A 22,963-nucleotide genomic window follows, 5' to 3' on the forward strand; every position below is an offset into this window, starting at 1 on the left:
CCATGGCCTTCTCCACCATGACCGATGACGAGCGCTGGGACGCGGTGCAGGCGCGCGACAAGGCCTATGACGGCCGCTTCATCACCGGGGTGCTCACCACCGGCATCTATTGCCGCCCGAGCTGCGCCGCGCGCCATCCCCTGCGCCAGAACGTCCGCTTCTTCGCCGATGGCGCCGCGGCGCGGGCGACCGGCCTGCGCCCGTGCAAGCGCTGCCTGCCCGACGACGTCGCGCGTGACGAGGGTGCGGTGATCAAGGCGATCGCCGCGATCAAGGGCAGCGAGGAGCCGCTCGCACTCGCCGATCTCGCCGCGCGCACCGGCTATTCGCCGACTCATTTCCAGCGCGTCTTCACCCGCCACACCGGCCTGTCGCCCGCCGCTTACGCGCGCGCGCTGCGCGAGGAACGCGCGCGGCAGGCGCTCAGCGAGGGCGCCCGGGTGACCGATGCGATCTACGACGCGGGCTTTTCGGGGCCGTCGCGTTTCTATGGCAATATGGAGGGACGCATGGGCATGACGGCGTCGGCTTGGGTCAACGGCGGCAAGGGCGCGACGATCCACTGGGCGGTGGTGCCGACCAGCCTCGGCGAGATGCTCGTCGCGGCGACGACAAAAGGCGTGTGCCGGCTGAGTTTCGCCGAGGGGCGCGAGGCGCTCGAGAAACGCTTCCCCGCCGCCGAGCTGATCGAAGGCGGCAGCGATTTCGCCGCGCTCCTGAAAGAGGTCGTCGACGCGGTCGAGGCGCCGGTGAACGGCTTCGATCATATCCCGATCGACGTGAAGGGCACCGCGTTCCAGGAAGCGGTGTGGCGCGAACTCAGGACGATTCCGGCGGGCGAGACGCGCAGCTATGCCGACATCGCCGCGGCGGTCGGCAAGCCGAAGGCGGTGCGCGCGGCGGGCAGCGCCAATGGTGCGAACAATGTCGCGGTGCTCATTCCATGCCACCGTGTGCTACGCAGCGACGGAACGCTCGGCGGCTATGCCTATGGCCTGCCGATCAAGGAAGAATTGCTCAAGCGGGAGAGTTTCTGATGTCTGACAAGATTGCGGCTTTCAAGGCGCTCCACATCCCCGGCGACCCGCTGATCCTCGTCAACATCTGGGACGCGGGGAGCGCGAAGGCGCTCGCCGCGGCGGGCGCCAAGGCGATCGCGACGGGCAGTTACGGCGTCGCGGGCGCGCAGGGCCGCGCCGATGGCGAGGATTTCCCGCTCGAAGATGTGTTCGAAAATCTGGCGCGCATCCTGTCGGTCACCGACCTGCCGGTCACGATCGACATGGAATCGGGCTATGGCGCCGACCCCGCGGCAGTCGGCGTCTCGGTCGCGCGCGCGCGCGAAGCCGGCGCGGCGGGGATCAACATGGAGGACCGGTTGCCCGGCGAGACCGCCCTGCTGCCGATTGCGGAGGCCGCCGCGCGCTACCGCGCCGCCGCCGACACCGGCATTTTCGTCAACGCGCGCTGCGACACCTTTCGCGGCGCCGATGTCGCGAAGGATGGCGACACACTCGTCGCCGCGACGCTCGAACGCGCGCGCGCTTATGGCGATGCCGGCGCGGGATCGCTGTTCGTGCCTTTCCTGCTCGATCCGAAATGCATCGGCGCGATCTGCGACGCCTCGCCGCTGCCGGTGAACATCCTGCGCGGCAAGGGCGGCCCGACGCACAAGGACCTCGCCGGCCTCGGCGTCGCGCGGATCAGCCATGGGCACCAGCCATGGGCGGCGGCGATGGCGTGGCTCACCGCGCAGGCGCAGCAGGTATTGGGCGGCGCCGAACCCGATTATTGACGGGGCTGGTCCGTCGCTTCGGGCGACGCTGCCTCCTCCGCCGCCGCGCCGGATCCACCGGCGCGGCGATCGCGCATCGCTTCGAGCTGGTTCAGTAAGTCCTCGCCGCCGCCGCCGTGTGGGTCGAAGGCGACCGACTTTGCCAGCTTGATGGCCGGTTCGAAATCGCCCTTGTTGGCGAGAGAAAAGGCATATTCCATGCGCAGCTGGATATCCTCGGGCGCCAGCGAAAAGGCCTGCGCAAGCCCCTGGATGGCGATGTCGGGCGGCATTACGCCCTGATCGACGAAGCTTCGGAAATAGGCGTAGAGCGGTACCGGGTCGTCGGGATTGGTGCGATTGGCATGCGCGATCGGCTTGCGCACCTCGCGCCAGGCGGCGGCGGTGAAATCATTCTTCTTGTCCATGTCGAGCGCCAGCAGCCGGCCGAGCAGGACATTGGCGCGGACATGATCGGCGTCGAGCGCCAGCGCCTCGTCGGTCGCCGCCCGCACGGCGGCCAGATCGCGCTCTTCCTCATCGATCTCCCATTCGGCCATCGCCAGCTCGAACCAGGCATTGGCATGGCCGGGGTGCAGTGCGGTCAGCCCCCGCAACTGGTCGCGCACCCTGACAAGGCGTTCCTTGTCGCGGCTCGCGCTCATCCGTTCGAGCCGCAGATCGATCAGCGCATCTTCGGCCGCCACCAGCGGCGTGATCGCGATATTGCCGGGGATAGCGATCGGTTCGAGCGAGGTGCGATAGGTGAGCGGGCGCAGGGTGTAGCGATTAAGATCCTTGTCGAGCTGCGCGAGATCGCCGAACGCCTCGACCGCCGCCTTCTTCGCCTCCTCGCCGCGATTGATCGCTTCGATATATTTGGTGAGCTGCCCGGCGCGCGAGGCGTCGTTGTAGAGCATGTGCGTCAGGATCCACGAGCGTCCGTAATAGACGTCGACCTGGCCCGAATTGCGCATCGCGCCGGGCTGGACGAACAGCAGTTTCTCGGCCGGTATCTTCGGCATTTCGAGCAGGCCATAGGCGCGGCCATAGGCTGGCCGGCCGATTTCGGCCTTGCCCTCGCGGTTGAAATCGACGGTCGAATAATATTCGGCGAAGCCCTCGATGAACCATGCAGGGAAGGCCGCATGGACATAGCGTTTCATGAAATGATGGCCATATTCGTGAAACAGGGTCTGCTGCGATTGCGGGGTGCCCAGACCGCCGCCCAGATCCTCGCGATGCGACACGGCAAAGCTGCCTTCGGGGTCGGGGCTGTAAAAACCGGCGATCGACGAACCGCGCTTGCCCGACATCAGTCGCCCGGCATCCTCGGCACGGGGCAGGAGGTAGATGGTCAGCCGGTTCGGCTCCTTGCCCCCCGGCACCTTGAAGCGAAAGCGCAGCGTCGCATCGAAGCGTTGCAGATTCTCCGCGAAATCGCGCAGCGACCGCTCATTGCCCTCGCTGTAGATGATGAAATTGTCGGTGTCGGCGCGCAGCCATTTGGCCTGTGCGCCCGTCGCCGCCAGCGCCGCGATCAGCGCCAGCGCCGCCATTGCCCCCTTATGCATGTCTCATCCCCCGGCACACCCCTCTGCCCGGCCATGCTGCCAAGCAGGCGGCGGGCTGTAAAGCCCTGACCCGTCAAACGAAACTATAGGGGTCGATGTCGATCGCCAGCCGCGCCTTCGACGGCCAGTCGATCTGGCCGACCCACTCGCGGATCGTGCCTTGCAGGTCGAAGCTGCGCGGCGCGTGGAGCAACAGGCGGAAACGGTGGCGCCCGCGCAGCATCGCGAGCGGGGCGGGGGCGGGGCCATAGACGGCAAGACCCTCGGCGACCGGGGCTTTCTGCCCCAGCCGCTGCGCGACGCCGCGCGCGACTTCGATATCCTCCGACGAAATCACCAGCGCGGCGAAGCGGCCATAGGGCGGGGCGCCGGCGTGCTTTCGCGCCGCGGCCTCGGCGGCATAGAAACCATCGCGGTCGTTCGCGACCAGCGCCGCCATCACCGGCGCGTCGGGCACACGCGTCTGGATCAGCACCTCGCCGGGCTTCACGCCGCGCCCGGCGCGCCCCGCGACCTGCGCGATCTGCTGGAAGGTGCGTTCGGACGCGCGCAGGTCGCCGCCGTCGAGCCCGAGGTCGGCGTCGACCACCCCGACGAGGGTGAGGTTCGGGAAATGATAGCCCTTGGTGACGAGCTGGGTGCCGATGATGATATCGACCAGCCCGCCCTCGACATTGTCGACGAATTCTGCGGCTTTGGCGGGCGACCAGAGCGTATCGCTGGTGACGATCGCGACGCGTGCCTCAGGGAAACGCAGGCGCACCTCGTCAGCGACGCGTTCGACGCCGGGTCCGCAGGCGACGAGGCTGTCCTCATCCTCGCATTCGGGGCACAGTCGCGGCGGCGGCATGACATGGCCGCAATGATGGCAGGCAAGGCGGTGGACGAGCCGGTGCTCGACCATCCACGCGGTGCAGTTCGGGCACTGGATGCGGTGGCCGCAGGTGCGGCACAAGGTCAGCGGCGCGAAGCCGCGGCGATTGAGGAACAGCAGGCTCTGCTCGCCCTTGGCAAGCCGGTCCGCAAGCGCGTCGACGAGCGGCGGCGCGAGCCAGGTGCCGCGGTCGGGCGGGTCCTGCCGCATGTCGATCGCCGCGAGATCGGGCAGGGTGGCGCCGCCGAAGCGCGCGGGCAGCTGGATATGGCGGTAGCGCCCCGCCTCAACCATCGCGAGGCTTTCGAGCGCCGGGGTCGCGCTCGCGAGCACCACCGGCAGCCCCTCGAAATGCCCGCGCATCACCGCGACGTCGCGCGCGTGATAATGGACGCCATCCTCCTGCTTGAAGCTTGTTTCATGCGCTTCGTCGACGACGATCACGCCGAGCTTGGCGTAGGGCAGGAACAGCGCCGAGCGCGCGCCGATGACGATGCGCGCGTCACCGTTCGCGATGGCATGCCAGGCGCGGCGGCGCTCGGCCGAGCGGAGGCCTGAATGCCACCCAACCGGCTCGCAGCCGAAGCGCGCCGCAAAGCGCGTCAACATCGGCTCGGTCAGCGCGATTTCGGGGAGTAGCACCAGCGCCTGCTTCCCCGCGTCGATCGCGGCGGCGATCGCCTCCATATAGACTTCGGTCTTGCCCGACCCGGTGACCCCGTCGAGCAGCAGGGTCTCGAATTTTTCGGCTGCCACCGCCGCGATCAGCCGCGCCGCCGCCGCGGTCTGTTCGTCCGACAGGTCGGGCGGCGCGAAGGCCGGATCGGGAGCGGGATAAGGCGCGTCGGCCGAAACCGCGACCGCCTCGAGCGCGCCGGTGTTCACCAGCCCGCGCACCACCGCCTCGCTGACCTCGGCAAGCGCCGCGAGTTCGCGCACCGTTCCTTGTGAGCGTCCGATCATGTCGAGCGCGACCGTCCGCTGCGGCGTCATCCGCTTGGGCAGCTCACCCGTCGCGCGATATTCGATGATCGGGCGCCGTGCATCGGCGAAGGCGACCCCGGGCAGCACCATGCGCAGCACCGACCCCGGCGGCGCGAGGTAATAGTCGCTCGTCCATTCGACGAGACGGCGGAGCGGCGCCTGGATTGGCGGCACCGGCACGACCTCGAACAGGTTACGCAACCGGTTGTCGCCGACGGCTTCCGGCGATCCGAAACTTTGGTCTTCCCACATCACCCCGCCGAGCTTGCGTGGTCCGAGCGGCGCGACTACGACGCTGCCGAGTTCGGCCTCCATGCCATAAGGCACCCGGTAGTCGAGTGGGCCGAGGGCGGCGGTAAGCAGGAGGACGCGGGCGCGGGTCATGGGACTGGGCAGGATATAGGGCGGCGGGTAAAATAGGAAAGCGGCGCGTCGAGAACCGTCGCCCCCGCCAAGGCGGGGGCCGCTATCGGCCTTGCGCAACATTTCCAGCGACCCCCGCCTTCGCGGGGGCGACGAGTTAAGTGGACGCCAGCGCGGCTTTCTTCGTCGTCCGTTTTACAGGCTTGGGGCGCCTGAACCAGAAGCTCCACACCGCGAAGCTGCCGAGCATCGTCATCGCGAGGCCGGAGAGCGTCATCAATATCCGCCAGCTCCAGCCGCCGACCTTCGACGCATGGATCGGGAAGGCCATGTTGAACGCCTGCGCGCCGCCGGGCATCGCCAGCGCGTCGCGCGCGCCGAGCACTTCGCCCGTCGCGGCGTCGAACCACAATGTCGAACGGCCATTGGGCAACCATTCGGCCTGCTGGCGCATCCGCAGCATGATCGCGTCGCCGGGCTTGCGCGGCAGCGACAGGATGCGGAACTCGGCATCGGGAAAGCGCCGCCGCGCTTCGGTCAGCATCATGGCATAATCGGGTTTCGCGGCGAGCGGGCCGCCGCTGTATTTCGGCGGCTCGATCGCCCTGGCGGCCTCGACCGGCGATCCGAAGGGGGCGATCATCACCATCGCGAAGGGACGGAAGATCATCATCGTGCCGGTGACGACCGAGATCAGCAACAGCGGTGCCACGACTACGCCCAGGTCGCGATGCTGCATCACGATCGCGGGGCGGCTCATCCGCTTCGGCCACAGCCGCAGCCTGAAGGTCTTTCGCGTCCGCCACCACAGGATGACGCCTGAAATCACGAAGAACAGGCCGGCGAGGCCGGCGATGCCGATCACCCATTCGCCGCTGTCGCCCGCGAACAGATGATGATGGAAATCAAAGATCCACAGTTCGGGTCGCTCCCACTGGCTCGCCCAGCGTGTGACGACCTCGCCCGACTGGCTGGCATAGGCGCCCGCCTCCTTGCCGAAGCGGAGCTGGTGGAGCCCGAAACGCTCGTCGGCATAGATGATGCCCTGTGCGCCGGGCATCGCCATCAGTCGCTCGGTCGTCGCGGCGACCGTGGGCAGGTCGCCGCGCAGCGCGTCGCCGGTGCCCGGCAGCCCGATCCACAGATGCTCATAGAGCAGGATCGTGCCCGATAGCCCGAGCAGCGCGAGGACGAGGCCGAGCAGGCCCCCGGCCCAGCGATGGAGGGTGTCGAGCAGCGCCATCATGTTAGAAGCGATAGTCCCAGCCAAGCGCGAAGGTTCGCCCGCGTCCCGCAAAGAAGGCGAGATTGTCAGTCGGCAGCCGCGTGTCGCTCGAATAGTCGATGTAGAATTTGTCGAACAGGTTCTGGACGCTCAGGCTGAGTCCGCCAAAGCCGGTCTGGTAACGGATGCTGGCATCGGTGAGGTTGTAGCCGCCGAAATTGTTGCGCTGGTCGGGGTTCGCCTTGCCGTGGAAGCTCTTGGACAGGAAGAATTGCGTCTGCACCAGCGCCGAGAGAGGCCCCTTGTTGTAGCTCGCGTTGAGGTTCAGGCGGTCGGGCGAGATGTTGGTGCCATCGAGGTCGGTGTCGACGATCCCATCGGGGTTCGCGCTGTCGCTGTCATACCGGCCCTGCAGATGCGCATAACCGACGCCAAGCTTCAGCCCGTCGATCGGCATCGCGACGCGCAGGTTGAGTTCGAGCCCCTCGATTTCGACGCGTTGGCGCTGGACGTCGAAGATGCGGTCGGGCCGCGCGATGAGCAGCTGGCCCTTGTCGCTCGACGACCAGAAATAGGTCGCGCTGGCATCGAGCGGGCCGCGCTTCAGCTCGATGCCGATCTCGCGGTTGTTCGACACGATCGGCGAGATGTCGAGGAAGCTGTCGAGATCGATCCCGGCGCGGTTCACCGCGCGGGTGATGCGGCCGATGTCAGGCACGGTGAAGCCTTCGGCATAGCTCGCATAGGCGCGGATGCCCGCCCATGGTTCGACGATCACGCCGCCGTTGATCAGCAGGTCCTGGAACTTGGGCTTGCCGCCCGCGACGTCGACGCCGCCATAGGTTGCGGCGCCGCAGTTGGTGGTGACGGTCGCCGAGCAGGCGACGAAGGTGGTCGAGGCGAGCGTGTGATAATCGTCGATTTTGATCTTCACATTTTCCCAGCGCACCCCGCCCGCGAGGCGGACGAGACCGTCGAACAATTTGAGGTTCGCCTGGCCGAAGGGCGCGAGGCTGCGGAAATCGCTCGGCGGCACCCAGACGCGGCCCGTGGCAATCAGCGCCTGCTCGGTCTTGTCGACGAGCGCGTCGAAACCGACCGTGACGGTCAGGTCCTCGAAGCCGGGGACCGCACGTTCATAGCTGAGCTTGGCGCCCAGTTTGCGGCTGCGGTTCTGCGACTGGTCGAACAGCGTGCCGACGGGAGCGAGCGCGGGATCCTGGAAGGTCGCCTGTGTATTCACCTCGCCGCCAAAGGTGTCGCGGCTGCGGTTGAAGAAGATCTGGCTGACGAAATTGCCGCCGCCCACGTCGGTGTCGGTCAGCGACAGCGCGACGCTTTCGGTACGGTTCTGCGCCGCTTCGCCCGGCGGGGTGCCGCGCACCGCGCTGGTCGGCACGCCGGTCAGGCGGTTGCCGGCGAGCGCGACATAGTCGCCGTCGCCCTTGAGTTCGAAACGGCTCGCGGTCAGGTCGAGACGCGCCGTGGACGAAAGTTCGTAGCCGAGGCGCGCGAACAGCGAGAGCGTTTGCGAATCTTGCGTCTCGCCTTGCGTCAGGTTGATACCGATACGGCGGCCGTCGCCGTCGTAAAAGGCGCCGCGCCTTTCAAATGCGGCGCCGACCGTCGCATCGAAGCGGCCGGCCTTATACTGGACGAGGCCCGCGACCTTGCCGCCCAGCCCGTCCTTGCTGAAGCCATCGTCGGCCGTGCCCTGCAGCAGGAAGCGACCACCGAGACCCTCGGTTCTCGGCGCGCCGACGGTGACCTGGTTGACGATACCGCCGGTGCCGCCGACCCCTTGCAGCGCGTTCGACCCATAGATCAGCTCGACGCGGTCGATGAAGAAGCCGTCGATGGTGAAGCCATCGCGACTGCCGTCGCGCATCGGGGTCGACTGCGGGATGCCGTTGATCGCATAGAGCGGCGAGCGGCCGCGCAGCGTCTCGCCCGCGCCCGAGAGCTTCTGGCGCGTCGGTGAGAAACTGGGGGTCAGGCTCGACACCGCGTCGGTGATCGATCCCGATATCGCGATCTGCTGGTCGAGCGTGTCCTTGCCGATGATGTCGATGGTCAGCGGCAGGGCGTTCGGCGGCAAGATGGTGCGCGCCGCTGTGACGACGATCGTGTCTTCACCGGTCCCCTTGTCGGTCGCGGTGTCGTCCTGTGCGATGGCGGGGGACGACAGCATGGTGCAAGCCAGCATGGCGACGGCAAATTTGCGATTCATTCTCAGCTCCTGTTTGCAGGGGCCGCTAATGCGAATGATTTGCATAGGCAAGAGAAAAGCCCGAAGAATCGCTTGGCAGGCGGCTTTGTCGCCGGGCTGTGGAAAATTGGCCACACCAGGGAAAGCGCGCTATCAGCCTGACCATGCGCGAGAAGGAACTGCGTTTCGCCCTGATTTGCTACGGCGGCATCAGCCTCGCCGTCTATATGCACGGCATCACCAAGGAGGTGTGGCGACTCGCCGCAGCGTCGCGCGCCTTCCACGACGGCGGTTCGCTCAGCGGCGTCGGGACTGTCTATCGCGACCTGCTCGCGTCCATCGCCGAACGCAGCACCATCCGCCTGCGCGTGCTCGCTGACATCGTCGCGGGCGCCAGCGCGGGCGGGATCAACGGCATCTTTCTCGCCCGCGCGCTCGCCACCGGTCAGTCGCTCGACCCGCTCACCGACCTGTGGCTCGACGATGCCGACGTCGATCATCTAATCGACCCCGACGCGCGGCCTTTGTCGGCGGCGACCAAATTCTGGGCGGTGCCGATCGCCGGCTGGATGATGAAAAAGCGCGGCAATGTCATCGACCGCACGGTGGGCGAAGGCGCGCAGGACGAGGTGCGCGCGAAGCTGTCGCGCTTCGTGCGGGCGCGCTGGTTCGAACCGCCCTTCGGCGGCGAGACCTTTTCGAACCTGCTCCTCGATGCCTTCGACGCGATGGACCAAGGGCCGCGCGGACCCGCGCTGGTGCCGGCGGGGCAGCCCGTCGACCTGTTCGTTTCGGTCACCGATTTTGCCGGCCACCGCGTCTCGCTGTCGCTCAACAGCCCGCCGCGCGTGACCGAGGACGAGCATCGCCTGATTCTCCATTTCCGTCAGGACAGCCGTGCCGGCAAGGCGCTCGACGACGTCCCAGGTCTCGCCGCCGCGGCGCGCGCGACCGCGAGCTTTCCGGGCGCCTTCCCGCCCTTCACCCTGCGCGAACTCGACCGCGTCCTCGACAAGCGCGGGATCGCCTGGCCCGGCCGCGACGGCTTCATCCGCGCGCAGCTGCCCGCAGGCGGCGAGGCCGATCCCGCCGACCGCGTGCTGATCGACGGCTCGGTGCTCGCCAACGCGCCTTTCCGTCCCGCGATCGCCGCGCTTAAACAGCGCCCGGCGCGGCGCGAGATCGATCGCCGCTTCATCTATATCGACCCCAAGCCCGATTATCGCTCGATCAGCTTCGGCAAGCCCGGCGAAACCGCGGAGGGCGATGCCCCGCGCCTGCCCGGCTTCCTGCCGACGATCCTCGGCGCGATGTCTGAAATCCCCCGCGAACAGCCGATCCGCGACAATGTCGAGGCGATCGAGGGGATGTCGCGCCGCATCCGCCGGATGCAACATATCCTCGACGCGATGAAGGTCGAGGTCGAAGAGCAAGTGGCCGCGCTTTTCGGCACCACCTTCTTCCTCGACACCCCGACCACCGCCCGGCTCGCCAAATGGCGCGCCAAGGCGCAGGAACAGGCGGCCGAACGCGCGGGCTTCGCCTTCTCGCCTTATGGCCATCTCAAGCTGTCGGCGATGGTCGAGGACCTGGTCGGCATCGTCGATCGCCTCGCCCCGCCCGAAGGCGACATCCATCGCCGCAATCGTCGCCAGCAGCTCTGGGACGAGGTGCGCGCACGCGGGCTCGACCGTATTTCGGGCAGGCGCGGCGCGGGGGCGAGCAATGACGCCGTTACCTTCTTCCGCACACACGATCTCGGTTTCCGCGTGCGCCGCCTGCGCTTCCTCGCGCGCGAGCTCGACCGGGTGGTCGAGGCGCAGCGCGATACGCGCGACCCCGCGTGCGACGCGATGCGCGACACCATCTACGATGCACTCGGCGTCTATCTGGAGCGCGAGGGAGACAGCTGGTTCGCCGATCTCGATATCTCGGCCGACGCCGATGCCGGCCAGTGGATCGACGCCATCGCCGCGCGCCGCGACCTGATCGGCGCCGACGCTGCCGCCGACGCGCTGATCGCCGAGGGCCTCGGCGCCCTGCCCAGGGACGACCGGCGTGCACTGCTGCTCGCCTATCTCGGCTACCCCTTCTACGACATCGCGACGCTGCCGCTGCTACAGGGCGAGGGGTTCGACGAGTTCGACCCGATCAAGATCGACCGCATCTCGCCGTCGGACGCGACCGCGATCCGCAGCGGCGGCGCGGCGGCGATGCTCAAAGGGATCGAGTTCAACAGCTTCGGCGCCTTCTTCAGCCGCGCCTATCGCGAGAACGACTATCTCTGGGGCCGCCTCCACGGCGCCGACCGGCTGATCGACATCGTCGCGTCGAGCGTAACAGGCGATGCAGCGCTGCCCGCCGACGAACTGAAGGCGATCAAGCACCGCGCGTTCCACGCGATTCTCGACGAGGAGGAGGAGCGGTTGCCCAAGGTGGCGGCGCTGATCGCGGAATTGCGGAAAGAAATCGGCTGACCACAAATGTCATCCCCGCGAAAGCGGGGACCCAGTGCGTGATTCGGCTTTCTTCACCCCTAGGTTCCCGCTTTCGCGGGAATGACAATGTTATGACATTCGCGGCGACCGCGGCACGATCAATCCGTCAGATCGTCCCACATTTCCTTGATCCGCCCGAAAAAGCCCTGACTCGCGGGGCATTCGTCGCCGGTCTCGGTTTCGCGGAATTCGGCGAGCAATTCCTTCTGCCGCGCGGTCAGCTTGGTCGGCGTCTCGACGTCGATCTGGACGACCAGGTCGCCGTGGCCGCGCCCGTTGAGCACCGGCATGCCGGCGCCGCGCTGGCGCAATTGCTTGCCCGACTGGATGCCCGCCGGGATGCGGATGTCGTGCTTGGCGCCGTCGAGTCCGGGGATGCTGATCTCGCCGCCGAGCGCCGCGGTGGTGAAGCTGATCGGCGCGCGCGTGAACAGCGTCGTGCCCTCGCGTTCGAAGACCTTGTGCCGCGCCATGTGGAGGAAGATGTAGAGGTCACCCGGCGCCGCGCCGCGCGCGCCGCTCTCGCCTTCGCCCGACAGGCGGATGCGCGTGCCTTCGTCGACCCCGGCGGGGACGTTGACGGTCAGCGTCTTGCGCCGATCGACACGGCCTTCGCCATGGCAGGTGTTGCAGGGATCGGCGATGACTTCGCCCGCGCCCTGGCAATTGGGGCAGGTGCGCTCGACCATGAAAAAGCCTTGCTGCGCGCGGACCTTGCCGTGGCCGGCGCAGGTGGTGCAGCGGTTGGTCTGGGTGCCGGGCTTGGCGCCCGATCCGTCGCAGCTGTCGCAGCGCGCCGCAACATCGACCTGGATCTCGCGGGTGACGCCGGTGAAGGCATCCTCGAGCCGGATTTCCATGTCGTAACGCAGGTCGGCGCCGCGCGCGGGGCCGCGTTGCTGGCGCCCGCCGCCGAAGGCCGAGCCAAAGATCGATTCGAAGATATCGCCGATATCGCCGAAATCGGCATTGCCGCCCGCGCCATGCGGCATGCTCTTGCCGAACCGGTCATAGGCGGCGCGCTTCTGCGGATCGCGCAGGCAGTCATAGGCCTCGCTGATCGCTTTGAAGCGCGCCTCGCTGTCGCCGCACCCCGGATTCTTGTCGGGGTGATATTTCATCGCGAGCTTGCGATAACTCGCCTTCAGCGTCGCGTCGTCGGCGGTGCGCTCGCATTCGAGCAGTTCGTAATAATCGATGTCGAGCGACATAACCCAAATGCCCCCTCAGCCCCGCCGCGCGTCTGGCGCGCGGCGGAGAGAGTTTCTTCTTACTTCTTGTCGTCTTCGACTTCCGAGAATTCGGCGTCGACGACATCTTCGTCGGCTTTCGGAGCGTCGCCATCGGCGCTGGGGGACGCCGCAGCCTGCTGCTCCTGCTCATAGATCGCCTGGCCGAGCTTCATCGCGACCTGCGCAAGTGCCGCCGACTTTTCAGTCATCGCGGTGGCGTCGCCGCCTTCGACCGCGGTCTTGGCTTCGGCAACCGCCGCCTCGATCTCGGCCTTCAGGCTCGCGTCGACCTTGTCACCATGCTCGCGCAGCTGGCTTTCGGTCGAGTGGATCAGGCTTTCGGCGTTGTTCTTCGCCTCGGCGGCCTCGCGGCGTACCTTGTCTTCCTCGGCGAACTGCTCGGCATCCTTGACCATCTGGTCGATGTCGGCGTCCGACAGGCCGCCCGACGCCTGGATCTTGATCTGCTGTTCCTTGCCGGTGCCCTTGTCCTTGGCGTGGACCGACACGATGCCGTTGGCGTCGATGTCGAAGGTCACCTCGATCTGCGGCACGCCGCGCGGCGCCGGCGGGATGCCGACCAGGTCGAACTGACCCAGCGCCTTGTTGTCGGCGGCCATTTCGCGCTCGCCCTGGAACACGCGGATCGTCACCGCCGACTGGTTGTCGTCGGCGGTCGAATAGACCTGCGACTTCTTGGTCGGGATCGTCGTGTTGCGGTCGATCATGCGCGTGAACACGCCGCCCAGCGTCTCGATGCCGAGGCTCAGCGGGGTGACGTCGAGCAGCAGCACATCCTTGACGTCGCCCTGCAGCACGCCCGCCTGGATCGCGGCGCCGATCGCGACGACTTCGTCGGGGTTCACGCCGGTGTGCGGTTCCTTGCCGAAGAAATCCTTCACGACTTCGCGGACGCGCGGCATGCGCGTCATGCCGCCGACAAGGACGATTTCGTCGATCTCCTTGGGATCGACGCCGGCGTCCTTGATCGCCTTCTTGCACGGCTCGAGGGTGCGCTTGACGAGGTCTTCGACCAGTTTCTCAAGGTCGGCGCGGGTGATCGTCTTGACCAGATGCTTCGGGCCGCTCGCGTCGGCGGTGATGAAGGGCAGGTTGACCTCGGTCGTCGCCGCCGACGACAGCTCGATCTTCGCCTTTTCGGCGGCTTCCTTCAGCCGCTGCAGCGCCAGCTTGTCGCCGCGCAGGTCGATGCCTTCGTCCTTCTTGAAGGTGTCGGCGAGGAAGGCGACGACCTTCGAGTCGAAATCTTCGCCGCCGAGGAAGGTGTCGCCGTTGGTCGACTTCACCTCGAACACGCCGTCGCCGACCTCCAGGATCGAGATGTCGAAGGTGCCGCCGCCAAGGTCATAGACCGCGATCGTCTTGTTCTCGGACTTGTCGAGACCATAGGCCAGCGCCGCCGCGGTCGGCTCGTTGATGATGCGCAGCACTTCGAGGCCGGCGATCTTGCCGGCGTCCTTGGTTGCCTGACGCTGGGCGTCGTTGAAGTAAGCGGGAACGGTGATCACCGCCTGCTCGACCTTTTCGCCCAGATAGGCCTCGGCGGTTTCCTTCATCTTCTGCAGGATGAAGGCGCTGATCTGCGACGGCGAATAATCCTCGCCGCCCGCCTTGACCCACGCGTCGCCGGTCGGACCCTTGGCGATCGCATAGGGGACGAGCTCCATGTCCTTCTTGGTCATCGGATCGTCGAAGCGGCGGCCGATCAGGCGCTTCACCGCATAGATGGTGTTTTCGGGATTGGTGACGGCCTGGCGCTTCGCGGGCTGACCGATCAGCCGTTCGCCGTCCTTGGCGAAGGCGACGATCGACGGCGTCGTGCGCGTGCCTTCCACATTTTCGATCACCTTGGGTTTGCCACCCTCCATCACCGCCACGCAGCTGTTGGTGGTGCCGAGGTCGATCCCGATCACTTTGGCCATAGTCTTACACGTCCTTCATTGTCTCATTGGCGCCCTGAACAGGCACGCCTGGATAGGTTTCTGGCCGCGATATAGGTGCGCTAATCCTTGGCACAAGGACTCATTGGCCTTATCGGGGACAGGAAATTGCCCCTGTTTACGGAGACCCCCGATGAAGTTCTTTGCCCGCCGTCTCTTCCTCGGAGCCACCCTTGCCGCCACCGCGCTCACGCTGGCCGCGTGCGAGGAGAATATGGGCAAGGGGCCGGTGCTCCACATTTCGGGCGGTTCTATCGAAATGGGGGCGACCCCTGACCGGCCGGCGGTCGGTTATTTCACGGTGAAGGGCGGCGACGCGCCGGTCGAACTGGTCGCGGTGTCGGCCGACCTCGCGCAGCGCATCGAGATGCACGAGAGTGTCCGCGAAAACGGCATGATGACGATGAAGTCGATCGACCGCGCCCCGGTCCCGGCGCGCGGCACGCTGGAATTCAAGCAGGGCGGCAAGCATCTGATGATCTGGAACGTCAACCCGGCGGCGGTACGCGCGGGCAAATTGTCGCTCGTCTTCATGTTCACCAACAACGACCGCATCGTCGTTGACCTGCCGATCAAGAACGCCGCGACCGCGACCGCAGGCGACGGCGCGGCGATGGACCATGGCGCGATGGATCATGGCGGCGATGATGCCGGCAAGGCCGATAGCGCGGCGGCAGACGCGGCGAAGAAATAAGCGTCCGTGGAGCGCGCGGGGCGCCGGCTGACGGAGGGAGAGGTCGCGCTCGCGCGCAGCGTGTTCGGCGATGCGATCGATTATGACGCGGTGCGCATCCGGCACCGCAAATGGATCTTCTTCCAGCCGCGCCAGATCGTGATGGCGCCGATGGGGCATCTGCATTTCCACCCGCGCGGCGACGTCTACTGCGACGATTTTTCCTGTCCGGTCAGCGATGCGACGCGCGCCAAGGGGCTGTTCATCCACGAAATGACGCATGTCTGGCAGGCGCAGCAGCGCGGGCGCTGGTACCTTGTCTTCATGCGCCATCCCTTCGCGACCTATGACTACAGCCTCAAGCCCGGCTGGCCGCTCCATCGCTACGGGCTCGAACAACAGGCGGAGATCGTGCGCCATTACTGGATGCTGACCCAGGACATGACGATCGGTGGCGCGCCGGGGGTCGAAGCCTATCGCGCGATATTGCCCGCGGCATGGAAGGGGACCGTGTGAGCGATTTCGAGTTCGTCTTTGCGCTCTACAGCCTGCTCCTCGGCCTCTCGATGGTCGAACTGCTCAGCGGCCTCGGCCGCGCGCTCGAAACGCGCTTCGCCGCCGAGGAAAGCCGCGAGAAATTCGCGATCGGCTGGCTCACCCCGTTGCTCGCGATCTTCGTGATGCTCGACTTGCTCTCTTTCTGGCAGGCCGCATGGACGGTGCGCGAGAGTATCGCGGTGTCGGGGCGCACGCTGATGGCGGTCGCCGCCTTCGCCAGCCTCTATTTCCTCGCCGCGCGGCTCGTCTTTCCCTCGCAGCCCGAGGGATTCGCCAATCTCGACACCCATTATTTCCGCGTCCGCCGCATCATCCTCGTGCTGCTGCTCGTGCTGCTCGGCGCGCAGCTTGCCTTCTATCTGTCGCATCCGGTGCTCGTCGCCGCGTTCCGGCATCCACTGGTGTGGGGGCTGACCTTCATCCTCGCCGGGCTGATGATCGCGGCGATGTGGGTCAAAAGCGTGCGCGCCAGCATCGTGATCCTGTCGCTGCTCGTCGCGCGCTATGTCATCGTCTATCTGCTCTGAAGCAAAGGTGCTGCCCATGTCCTCCGCCATGCCCGACGTCATCGACCGCTTCCGCTCCTCGACCTGGGGCTGGCTGCGCGGCACCCTGCTCGGCTGGCTGACGCTCCTGCTGTGCTTCGTCGGCGTCGGGCTGATCATCATTCTCGCGATCTGGGTCCGCAATCTCGACGTCACTTACGAACTGACCGAGGACCGGCTGATCCTGCGCAAGGGCATTTTCGTGAAGAGCATCGACGAGATCGAACTCTACCGCGTCAAGAATGTCCGCATGGATTTCACCCTCGTCAACCAATGGGCCGGGATCGGCACCATCGGCCTCGATTCGAGCGACGAGACGACGCGCGACGGCCCGCTGGTGATCCCGCACGTCGAACGCGCCGCCGAACGGCGCGAGGAACTGCGCCGTCTGGTCGACGCCGCGCGGCAAAAACGCCGGGTGCGCGAACTCGATGTCGCGAGCGACCTGCTCTGACCTGGCCTTCTCTCCCGATGATCCTGCGCATTATCCCGCCGCTGCTCGTCGCCGCTTTGGCGGCCTGCGCCCCGGAGGGATACAGCGAGGAGAAGCGCTATCCGCTTCCGATTGGCGAGCTGCGCGACCATCTGCTCAACCGCAACTATGTCCCCGGCAGTATCGAAGGTATGCCGGGCTGGCAGGTCGAAACGAGCCTCCTCGATGCCCGGATGATCGTCTGGCGCATCCACTTCGATGGAAAATGGGAATATAACTGCTTCACCCAGATGACGCCGGGCGATGCGGGCCGCGACGAGACGCTGGTCCGGACCCATTGCGTGACCCCCGCCAATGATCTGCCCGATACGCCAACGAGGGAGCGGACGATCGCCCTGTCGAAAATGATCGACCGGATCCTGACGTCGGTGACCAATCCTTTCGAAAAGAAACCGGGGCCCGAAGGTAGAAGCCTCTAGCCAAGCGCGCGCTGTTCGTCCTATGTTCCGCATATGGATATCGTTTCGTTGCTCGTTGCCCTTGTCGCCCTCATCCTCGGGGGGCTGATCGGCTGGCTGTTCGCCGGGCGGCAGGCGGGGGCGCTGAAGGCCGAGCGCGACGGACTTTCGGAGCGCTTCAGGATTGCGGTGACCGATCTCGCGGCCGAGGCCGAGGCGCGCAAGGCCGCCGACCTGCAACTCGCCGGGCTGGTCAGCGAACAGCGCGCGCGCGATGTGGCGCATGATGCGCAGATCGCGCAATTGAAGGACGCGCAGGTCGCGCTCACCGCGCAGTTCCGCGAGGTCGGGCAGGCGATGCTCGATGGCGCGCAAAAGACATTCCTCGAACGCGCCGACGCGCGCTTCAAGGAGAGCGAGGCGACCACGGGGCAGCGCCTGCAGGGGCTTCTGAGTCCGGTCCACGAACGGCTCGAAAAATATGAGCAGGCGGTCGCCAAGGTCGAGGCGGAGCGCCAGAACGCCTTCGGCCTGCTCCACGGCCAGATCGAATCGATGCGCGCGGGCACCGAACGCGTGTCGAGCGAGGCCGCAAAACTGGTCAACGCGCTGCGCAACGCCCCCAAGGCGCGCGGCCGCTGGGGCGAACAGCAACTACGCAACGTACTGGAGAGCTGCGGCCTCAGCGAACACGCCGATTTCCAGACCGAGGTCAGCGTCACCGACGGCGACGGGGGAAGGTTGCGCCCCGATGTCGTCGTGCGCGTGCCCGGCGGGCAGAATCTGGTGATCGACGCCAAGGTCTCGCTCAACGCCTATCAGGACGCGTTCGGCGCGGTCGACGAAGCCGAAAAGACGCTGCATCTCGCCGCCCACGCCGCGGCGATGAAGGCGCATGTCAACACCCTCGGCGCCAAATCCTATTGGAACCAGTTCGACGACACGCCCGATTTCGTCGTGATGTTCGTCCCCGGCGAACATTTCCTTGCGGCGGCGCTCGATCAGGATCCGGCGCTGTGGGACTATGCGTTCGAGCGCAAGGTGCTGCTCGCGACACCGACGAACCTGATCGCGATCGCACGCACCGTCGCGGCGGTGTGGCGGCAGGAAAAGCTCGCCAACCAGGCGCGCGAGATCGCTGCGCTCGGCAAGGAGCTTTACGCGCGCATGTCGGTGATGGGGTCGCATATCGCGCGCGTCGGCAAGAATCTCGACCAGGCGACCGGCGCCTACAACAGTTTTGTCGGCAGTTTCGAATCGCAGGTGCTGACACAGGCACGCCGCTTCGAGGCGCTCGATATCGAGACCGGCGACAAGGACATCCCGGTGCTGCCCGTGACCGAACAGACCGCCCGCCCGCTCGCGAAGCTGGCCAGCGCGCCGGCGGCGGTCAACGACGCGGGTGAATAGCGCTGATCCCTGACACTTGGAGGGATCACGCCGTCCAGCGAAGCCGTGCGAGGAAAGCGGTCAGTCGCTCGCACGCCGCACCCGGTGCGACGAGCCTTTGCCACTGACGCTCTGCGATCGGCGTATCGATGTAGCGGAAATCCACCAGCCCGGACCGCAGCGGCGAAATGCGAAGATAGGGCGCTGTTTGAGGATGGGCGTCGGATTGCTGGATGCACAAATCATGCATCGAGGTCCAACCGAACAACATGGTGCCGAGCGGTCCGTCCGATATCAGTGCCGCCACCTGCGCCACGCCGGCGAAAGCGCTCTGGAAGGCCTCGTCGTCAAACCTATGTTGGCGGTAAAACGCTGTGATATCGGCCCAGGATTGTTGCATGCCTTGCGTCTGCAATGCTCTCCGCTTGCTGTCAAATGATCCCGGCTGGTGCGTCAGATCACCCGCTTCAAAACCGCCGTCCGCCCCTCGGCGCCGGTCAAAATCAGCGTGCCGTCGGCGGGAAAGCTCAAACTCACAGGCCCGCGCATCAGGGCGAAGAAGGCGTTCTCCTGCGTCATGCCCGCACCCGGACACGCCATTTCGGTCGCCATCAGCGGCCCGGCGGTCAGCGTCTGTCCGTCGCGTTTATAGCCGCCCGAAAAGCGGTTGCAGCCCGCGCTGCCGCTCAGCCTTGCGCCTTCGAAGGCGAGCGACGTCGGCCGGTCGCTTGCGACCGCGACCCCGCCGATCGAGGCGAAGGTCCAGTTCGTGCCCGCGAGTTCGGCGGGCGGCAACACCCCGCCGCCGCAGCCTTTCACGGTCTTGCCCTCGGCGGTCAGCGTCACCGTGTCGCGATAGCGCCGGTCGCTCATCCCGTCGCTGCATTCGCCATGGGTGATATCGACGGTCAGCCGCGGCGTCACATAGCGCTCGCCGTTGAAGCTCGGCCGCGCGCCGGGGTTGGCGACGACGATCTTGGTGTCGCCATAATCGCCGTCGTAGTTGAGCATCCCCGGCGTAATCTCGAGCGTCCAGCCGGGCTCGGTACCAAGCGCGAAATAGGCGGCGGCCGGCGGAGCGCCGGGTCCCTGCGGTGCATCGGCGGCGGGCACGCAGGCGGTGAGAAGTAAAAGCGGGGCGAGGGCGGGCAGGGTGATCTTGGTCATGCGGACCTCCTGGGCCGATCGGGCTGATCGACCGATGAACGAGAACTGCCCGCTATCGGTTCCGCCGCTGGTTCAATACCTCATAGGCCATGACCGCCGCCGCGACCGCGGCGTTCAAACTATCGGCCTTGCCGAGCATCGGCATTTTCACCCGCACGTCGGCGGCCGCGGCATAGTCCGCCGGCATCCCCTGCGATTCATTGCCGATCAGGATGAAGGTCGGTGCGGAATAACGCACCGCCTGATAATCCTCCGCTCCGTCGAGCCAGGTCGCGACCAGCTGCCCGGGACCACCACGCAGCCAGGGCAGGAAGTCTTCCCACCGCGCCTGCACCAATTGCTGGGTAAAGATCGCCCCCATGCTCGCGCGCACCGCCTCGACCGCATAGGGATCGGTGCTCTCGTCGAGCAGGATCAACCCGCCCGCGCCGACCGCGTCGCCGGTGCGCAGCATGGTGCCGAGATTGCCCGGATCGCGCAGCCGTTCGGCGACGAGCCAGATCGGCGACGCGCCGCGGTCGATGTCGGCAAGTGACGTCCTCGGCTCGGCATAGATCGCGACGATCGCCTGCGGATTGTCCTTGCCCGACAGTTTCGATAGGATGGCTGGCGTGGTGTCGACCACTTCGCCGCCGCCCGCCAGCGTCGCGTCGATCAGCGCCTGCGCCAGCGGATGCGCCGCACCCTCGGGGCCTAAGAACAGCCATAAAGGCAGCACGCCTGTCTCGCGCGCCTCGGTCGCGATGCGCAGCCCTTCGGCCAGGAACAGCCCCTCGGCACGGCGATGGCGCTTCTCGCGCAGCAGACGCATCCGCTTGACCAGCGGATTGGACAGGCTTTCGATGGTGGAACGGCGGCCCGCTTGGGTCATGCCGTCAATCCTCGCCGAAGCTGTCCTTGACCAGCCCGACGAGCTTGAGCAGCGCCGCGTCGGCGCCGTCGCCGCTGGTGTGGATGGTGATCGAATCGCCCTTGGCGGCGCCCAGCATCATCAGCCCCATGATCGAGGTGCCGTTGACGCGGCTGCCGCCCTTTTCGACCTCCACCGACACGGTCTCGGGCAGGCGGCTGACGAAGGTGACGAACTTGGCGCTGGCGCGCGCGTGCAGACCGCGCTGGTTGGTGATTTCGACCGTCTCGCTGTTTTCGTTCATGAACCAACCCCCAGCATTTCGGATGCGACGGAGATATATTTCTGGCCCGCCTCTTTTGCGGCGATCACCGCCGGGCGGATGTCCATGGTCTTGCGCGCGCTTTCCAGTCGGATCAGCATCGGCAGGTTGACCCCGGCGATCACTTCGGTGCGCCCAGGCTCGAGCAGGCTGATCGCGAGGTTCGACGGGGTGCCGCCGAACAGGTCGGTCAGCATGATGACGCCGCGGCCTTCGTCGACCTTGCGGATCGCGTCGGCGATTTCCTTGCGCCGCATCTCCATATTGTCGTTGGGACCGATGCACACGGTGGCGATCGCGCGTTGCGGGCCGACGACATGCTCCATCGCGGTCACCATTTCCTCGGCGAGCCGGCCATGGGTCACGAGGACCATCCCGAGCAGCGGCAATGCTTTGTCAGTGGGCATGAAGTGCGAGACCCTTATGCTTGTTTGCCGCCGGACGCGGGAGATGCGGACGGGGGCTTGCCCTCAAGCCCATCTTGCGGGGCGGAGTCAAGGTTGCGGTGGGTGACCGTCGGCGCATGACCCGCCGACCGTAGCGTCTGGGCAACACGTTCGGCGACATGGACCGATCGGTGGCGCCCTCCGGTGCAACCGAACGCGATGGTGACATAGCTTTTTCCCTCGGCGCGGTAGCGCGGCAGCAGCGCCAGCAACAGTGCCTCGATCTGGCCGACGGTCGCCTCATAGGCGGGATCGGCCATGACATAAGCGGCGACATCGGCGTCGAGTCCGGTACCGGGTTTCAGTTTCGGGTCCCAATGCGGGTTGCGCAGATAGCGCATGTCGAACACCAGGTCGGCGTTGCGCGGCAATCCGCGTGCGAAGCCGAAGCTCAGCACGCTCAGCACCGGCTCATCCTCGCCGCTGTCGCCGAAACGCTGGCGGATTTCCTGTTGCAGGTCGTTGCTGCTGTAATTGGTGGTGTCGACGACATGCTCGGCCCAGCGGCGCAGCGGCTCCATCATCTCGCGTTCGCGCGCGATGCCGTCGGCGGCGGGGCGGTCCTCGGCCATCGGGTGGCGGCGGCGCGTCTCCGAAAAACGGCGTTCGAGTTCCGCGCCGGCGCAGTCGAGGAACAAAGTGTCGATGTCGCGCCCGCCCGCTTCGCGGAGTTGCTTCATCCGTTTGACCAGCGGCGCGGGTTTGAACCCGCGGCTGCGGCTGTCGATGCCGACCGCGAGCGGACGGCCTTCACGGCCTTGCCCGGCAGGGGCGTCGAGCAGCGCGTCGAGCAGCGCGACGGGCAGGTTGTCGACGACCTCCCAGCCGAGGTCCTCGAGCACTTTCAGCACCGTCGACTTGCCCGCCCCCGACAGGCCGGTGACGAGCAACAGGCGCGGGTCGCGCGTCTCCTTCATGCCCCGACCCCCAGCCGGTCGAGCGCCATCAGGATCTTGATCGGTGCCGATGCCTCGAACCCCGAAATCAGCACTGCGGGCAATTCGACCCCCGCGACGACCTCGACCTGGTTCGCGGGCGGCATCCGCTCGGGCCGTTCGGACAGGCGCACCGCGATCGCGAGCGGAACCGGGCCGGTGAAGGGCTGCTCGACGATGCCGATGCCGCGCACCTCCAGCTTGCCGGCGAGGATCGCGGGCGGGCGGCACCACAGGCGGCCGCGGTCGAACCAGATGTCGCAGCGGTCGTCGGCGACCAGCCGCGCGCCGCGATCGATCAGCCGCAGCGCAAGGTCGGACTTGCCCTGTCCCGAATGGCCGAGGATCAAAATGCCGCGACTCCCCGCCGCGACGCAACTCGCGTGAATATTGACGATCTGGGGGGCGGTCCGGCGCGGCAACATGGCGCTCAGGCTTACCGGCGTGTCAGCGGCGGGGCAAGCAGCGCGTCGCCTCCGCGAAGGCGGGGGGC

The 22,963-nt window shown here is 66.6% G+C and carries 22 protein-coding genes; 9 read left to right on the forward strand and 13 right to left on the reverse strand.

Translation table 11 applies throughout. The features are described 5' to 3' along the window. Positions 1–2 precede the first annotated feature (2 nt). Together ada and ASD67_RS07120 are read left to right on the forward strand one after the other, a co-directional pair. On the forward strand, positions 3–1,037 hold the full coding sequence (ada, locus tag ASD67_RS07115) for a bifunctional DNA-binding transcriptional regulator/O6-methylguanine-DNA methyltransferase Ada (RefSeq protein WP_200937989.1): 1,035 nt from the start codon (positions 3–5) through the stop codon (positions 1,035–1,037). Then, positions 1,037–1,795 carry an isocitrate lyase/PEP mutase family protein gene (locus ASD67_RS07120; protein ID WP_056345302.1) on the forward strand — a complete coding sequence of 253 codons (759 nt, stop codon included), beginning with the start codon at positions 1,037–1,039 and terminating at the stop codon, positions 1,793–1,795. Before ada ends, ASD67_RS07120 begins: the two co-directional genes overlap by 1 nt. Here ASD67_RS07120 and ASD67_RS07125 read toward each other — a convergent pair. The 4 genes from ASD67_RS07125 to ASD67_RS07140 all read right to left on the reverse strand — a co-directional run bounded on the left by ASD67_RS07125 (position 1,789) and on the right by ASD67_RS07140 (position 9,024). Then, a complete protein-coding gene (locus ASD67_RS07125; RefSeq protein WP_156377602.1) occupies positions 1,789–3,348 on the reverse strand; it encodes a hypothetical protein in 1,560 nt (519 codons plus the stop codon). The genes ASD67_RS07120 and ASD67_RS07125 overlap by 7 nt on opposite strands. A 73-nt stretch (positions 3,349–3,421) precedes the next feature. Next, positions 3,422–5,590, reverse strand: a complete 2,169-nt coding sequence (locus ASD67_RS07130) for a primosomal protein N' (RefSeq protein ID WP_056347128.1) — start codon at positions 5,588–5,590, stop codon at positions 3,422–3,424. A gap of 136 nt (positions 5,591–5,726) precedes the next feature. Beyond that, the gene (locus ASD67_RS07135; RefSeq protein WP_056347129.1) at positions 5,727–6,812 is read right to left on the reverse strand and encodes a PepSY-associated TM helix domain-containing protein; all 1,086 of its coding nucleotides are present in this window, start codon (positions 6,810–6,812) and stop codon (positions 5,727–5,729) included. Positions 6,813–6,816: 4 nt separating this feature from the next. Beyond that, complete coding sequence (locus ASD67_RS07140) at positions 6,817–9,024, reverse strand: TonB-dependent receptor (RefSeq protein WP_056345308.1); 2,208 nt, start codon at positions 9,022–9,024, stop codon at positions 6,817–6,819. A gap of 143 nt (positions 9,025–9,167) precedes the next feature. On the opposite strand from ASD67_RS07140, the gene ASD67_RS07145 reads away from it, so the two are divergent. Beyond that, complete coding sequence (locus ASD67_RS07145) at positions 9,168–11,480, forward strand: patatin-like protein (RefSeq protein ID WP_056345310.1); 2,313 nt, start codon at positions 9,168–9,170, stop codon at positions 11,478–11,480. A 119-nt stretch (positions 11,481–11,599) separates the two neighbouring features. Here ASD67_RS07145 and dnaJ read toward each other — a convergent pair whose 3' ends face one another. Beyond that, the gene (dnaJ, locus tag ASD67_RS07150; RefSeq protein WP_056345313.1) at positions 11,600–12,712 is read right to left on the reverse strand and encodes a molecular chaperone DnaJ; all 1,113 of its coding nucleotides are present in this window, start codon (positions 12,710–12,712) and stop codon (positions 11,600–11,602) included. A gap of 59 nt (positions 12,713–12,771) precedes the next feature. Then, entirely contained in the window at positions 12,772–14,676 is a 1,905-nt protein-coding gene (dnaK, locus tag ASD67_RS07155; RefSeq protein WP_056345316.1) for a molecular chaperone DnaK, read from the reverse strand. A gap of 151 nt (positions 14,677–14,827) precedes the next feature. Between dnaK and ASD67_RS07160 the strand changes: the two genes are divergently transcribed. Genes ASD67_RS07160 through ASD67_RS07185 form a run of 6 tightly spaced genes read left to right on the forward strand, consistent with a single transcriptional unit; the run spans position 14,828 to position 18,771 of the window. Beyond that, a complete protein-coding gene (locus tag ASD67_RS07160) occupies positions 14,828–15,388 on the forward strand; it encodes a copper chaperone PCu(A)C (protein WP_056345318.1) in 561 nt (186 codons plus the stop codon). Between the two features lie 6 nt (positions 15,389–15,394). Continuing rightward, positions 15,395–15,883: a hypothetical protein gene (locus ASD67_RS07165; protein WP_056345321.1), complete on the forward strand. Its 489-nt coding sequence runs from the start codon at positions 15,395–15,397 to the stop codon at positions 15,881–15,883. Next, a complete protein-coding gene (locus ASD67_RS07170; protein WP_056345322.1) occupies positions 15,880–16,452 on the forward strand; it encodes a hypothetical protein in 573 nt (190 codons plus the stop codon). Before ASD67_RS07165 ends, ASD67_RS07170 begins: the two co-directional genes overlap by 4 nt. A 16-nt stretch (positions 16,453–16,468) precedes the next feature. Beyond that, positions 16,469–16,924 carry a PH domain-containing protein gene (locus ASD67_RS07175; protein ID WP_235535602.1) on the forward strand — a complete coding sequence of 152 codons (456 nt, stop codon included), beginning with the start codon at positions 16,469–16,471 and terminating at the stop codon, positions 16,922–16,924. Positions 16,925–16,941: 17 nt separating this feature from the next. Then, complete coding sequence (locus ASD67_RS07180) at positions 16,942–17,382, forward strand: hypothetical protein (RefSeq protein WP_056345325.1); 441 nt, start codon at positions 16,942–16,944, stop codon at positions 17,380–17,382. A gap of 33 nt (positions 17,383–17,415) precedes the next feature. Then, entirely contained in the window at positions 17,416–18,771 is a 1,356-nt protein-coding gene (locus ASD67_RS07185) for a DNA recombination protein RmuC (RefSeq protein WP_056345328.1), read from the forward strand. 25 nt (positions 18,772–18,796) lie between these two features. Here the strand turns inward: ASD67_RS07185 and ASD67_RS07190 are convergent, their stop codons facing one another. Genes ASD67_RS07190 through ASD67_RS07220 form a run of 7 tightly spaced genes read right to left on the reverse strand, consistent with a single transcriptional unit; the run spans position 18,797 to position 22,895 of the window. Further along, a complete protein-coding gene (locus ASD67_RS07190) occupies positions 18,797–19,165 on the reverse strand; it encodes a hypothetical protein (protein WP_156377603.1) in 369 nt (122 codons plus the stop codon). 38 nt (positions 19,166–19,203) lie between these two features. Next, entirely contained in the window at positions 19,204–19,917 is a 714-nt protein-coding gene (locus ASD67_RS07195) for an META domain-containing protein (RefSeq protein WP_082544893.1), read from the reverse strand. A 52-nt stretch (positions 19,918–19,969) separates the two neighbouring features. Next, on the reverse strand, positions 19,970–20,788 hold the full coding sequence (locus ASD67_RS07200; protein WP_056345333.1) for a TrmH family RNA methyltransferase: 819 nt from the start codon (positions 20,786–20,788) through the stop codon (positions 19,970–19,972). Between the two features lie 4 nt (positions 20,789–20,792). After that, positions 20,793–21,071: an HPr family phosphocarrier protein gene (locus ASD67_RS07205; protein WP_056345338.1), complete on the reverse strand. Its 279-nt coding sequence runs from the start codon at positions 21,069–21,071 to the stop codon at positions 20,793–20,795. Beyond that, positions 21,068–21,472 carry a PTS sugar transporter subunit IIA gene (locus ASD67_RS07210; RefSeq protein WP_056347134.1) on the reverse strand — a complete coding sequence of 135 codons (405 nt, stop codon included), beginning with the start codon at positions 21,470–21,472 and terminating at the stop codon, positions 21,068–21,070. Before ASD67_RS07210 ends, ASD67_RS07205 begins: the two co-directional genes overlap by 4 nt. Positions 21,473–21,510: 38 nt before the next feature. Then, positions 21,511–22,452, reverse strand: a complete 942-nt coding sequence (gene rapZ / locus ASD67_RS07215; RefSeq protein WP_056345340.1) for an RNase adapter RapZ — start codon at positions 22,450–22,452, stop codon at positions 21,511–21,513. Continuing rightward, entirely contained in the window at positions 22,449–22,895 is a 447-nt protein-coding gene (locus tag ASD67_RS07220; RefSeq protein ID WP_056345343.1) for an HPr kinase/phosphorylase, read from the reverse strand. Before ASD67_RS07220 ends, rapZ begins: the two co-directional genes overlap by 4 nt. Between the last annotated feature and the right edge of the window lie 68 nt (positions 22,896–22,963).

Origin of the sequence: Sphingopyxis sp. Root1497, from assembly GCF_001427085.1 — a bacterium.
In the GTDB taxonomy this organism is placed as follows: domain Bacteria; phylum Pseudomonadota; class Alphaproteobacteria; order Sphingomonadales; family Sphingomonadaceae; genus Sphingopyxis.

Coding starts and splice junctions, on each gene's coding strand:
- ASD67_RS07195 (WP_082544893.1), bottom strand. CDS start 19,917: ATGACCAAGATCACCCTGCCCGCCCTCGCCCCGCTTTTACTTCTCACC.
- rapZ (WP_056345340.1), bottom strand. CDS start 22,452: ATGAAGGAGACGCGCGACCCGCGCCTGTTGCTCGTCACCGGCCTGTCG.
- ASD67_RS07180 (WP_056345325.1), top strand. CDS start 16,942: ATGATCCTGCGCATTATCCCGCCGCTGCTCGTCGCCGCTTTGGCGGCC.
- ASD67_RS07130 (WP_056347128.1), bottom strand. CDS start 5,590: ATGACCCGCGCCCGCGTCCTCCTGCTTACCGCCGCCCTCGGCCCACTC.
- ASD67_RS07120 (WP_056345302.1), top strand. CDS start 1,037: ATGTCTGACAAGATTGCGGCTTTCAAGGCGCTCCACATCCCCGGCGAC.
- ASD67_RS07220 (WP_056345343.1), bottom strand. CDS start 22,895: ATGTTGCCGCGCCGGACCGCCCCCCAGATCGTCAATATTCACGCGAGT.
- ASD67_RS07175 (WP_235535602.1), top strand. CDS start 16,469: ATGTCCTCCGCCATGCCCGACGTCATCGACCGCTTCCGCTCCTCGACC.
- dnaK (WP_056345316.1), bottom strand. CDS start 14,676: ATGGCCAAAGTGATCGGGATCGACCTCGGCACCACCAACAGCTGCGTG.
- ASD67_RS07135 (WP_056347129.1), bottom strand. CDS start 6,812: ATGGCGCTGCTCGACACCCTCCATCGCTGGGCCGGGGGCCTGCTCGGC.
- ASD67_RS07145 (WP_056345310.1), top strand. CDS start 9,168: ATGCGCGAGAAGGAACTGCGTTTCGCCCTGATTTGCTACGGCGGCATC.
- ASD67_RS07185 (WP_056345328.1), top strand. CDS start 17,416: ATGGATATCGTTTCGTTGCTCGTTGCCCTTGTCGCCCTCATCCTCGGG.
- ada (WP_200937989.1), top strand. CDS start 3: ATGGCCTTCTCCACCATGACCGATGACGAGCGCTGGGACGCGGTGCAG.
- dnaJ (WP_056345313.1), bottom strand. CDS start 12,712: ATGTCGCTCGACATCGATTATTACGAACTGCTCGAATGCGAGCGCACC.
- ASD67_RS07140 (WP_056345308.1), bottom strand. CDS start 9,024: ATGAATCGCAAATTTGCCGTCGCCATGCTGGCTTGCACCATGCTGTCG.
- ASD67_RS07200 (WP_056345333.1), bottom strand. CDS start 20,788: ATGACCCAAGCGGGCCGCCGTTCCACCATCGAAAGCCTGTCCAATCCG.
- ASD67_RS07205 (WP_056345338.1), bottom strand. CDS start 21,071: ATGAACGAAAACAGCGAGACGGTCGAAATCACCAACCAGCGCGGTCTG.
- ASD67_RS07125 (WP_156377602.1), bottom strand. CDS start 3,348: ATGCATAAGGGGGCAATGGCGGCGCTGGCGCTGATCGCGGCGCTGGCG.
- ASD67_RS07160 (WP_056345318.1), top strand. CDS start 14,828: ATGAAGTTCTTTGCCCGCCGTCTCTTCCTCGGAGCCACCCTTGCCGCC.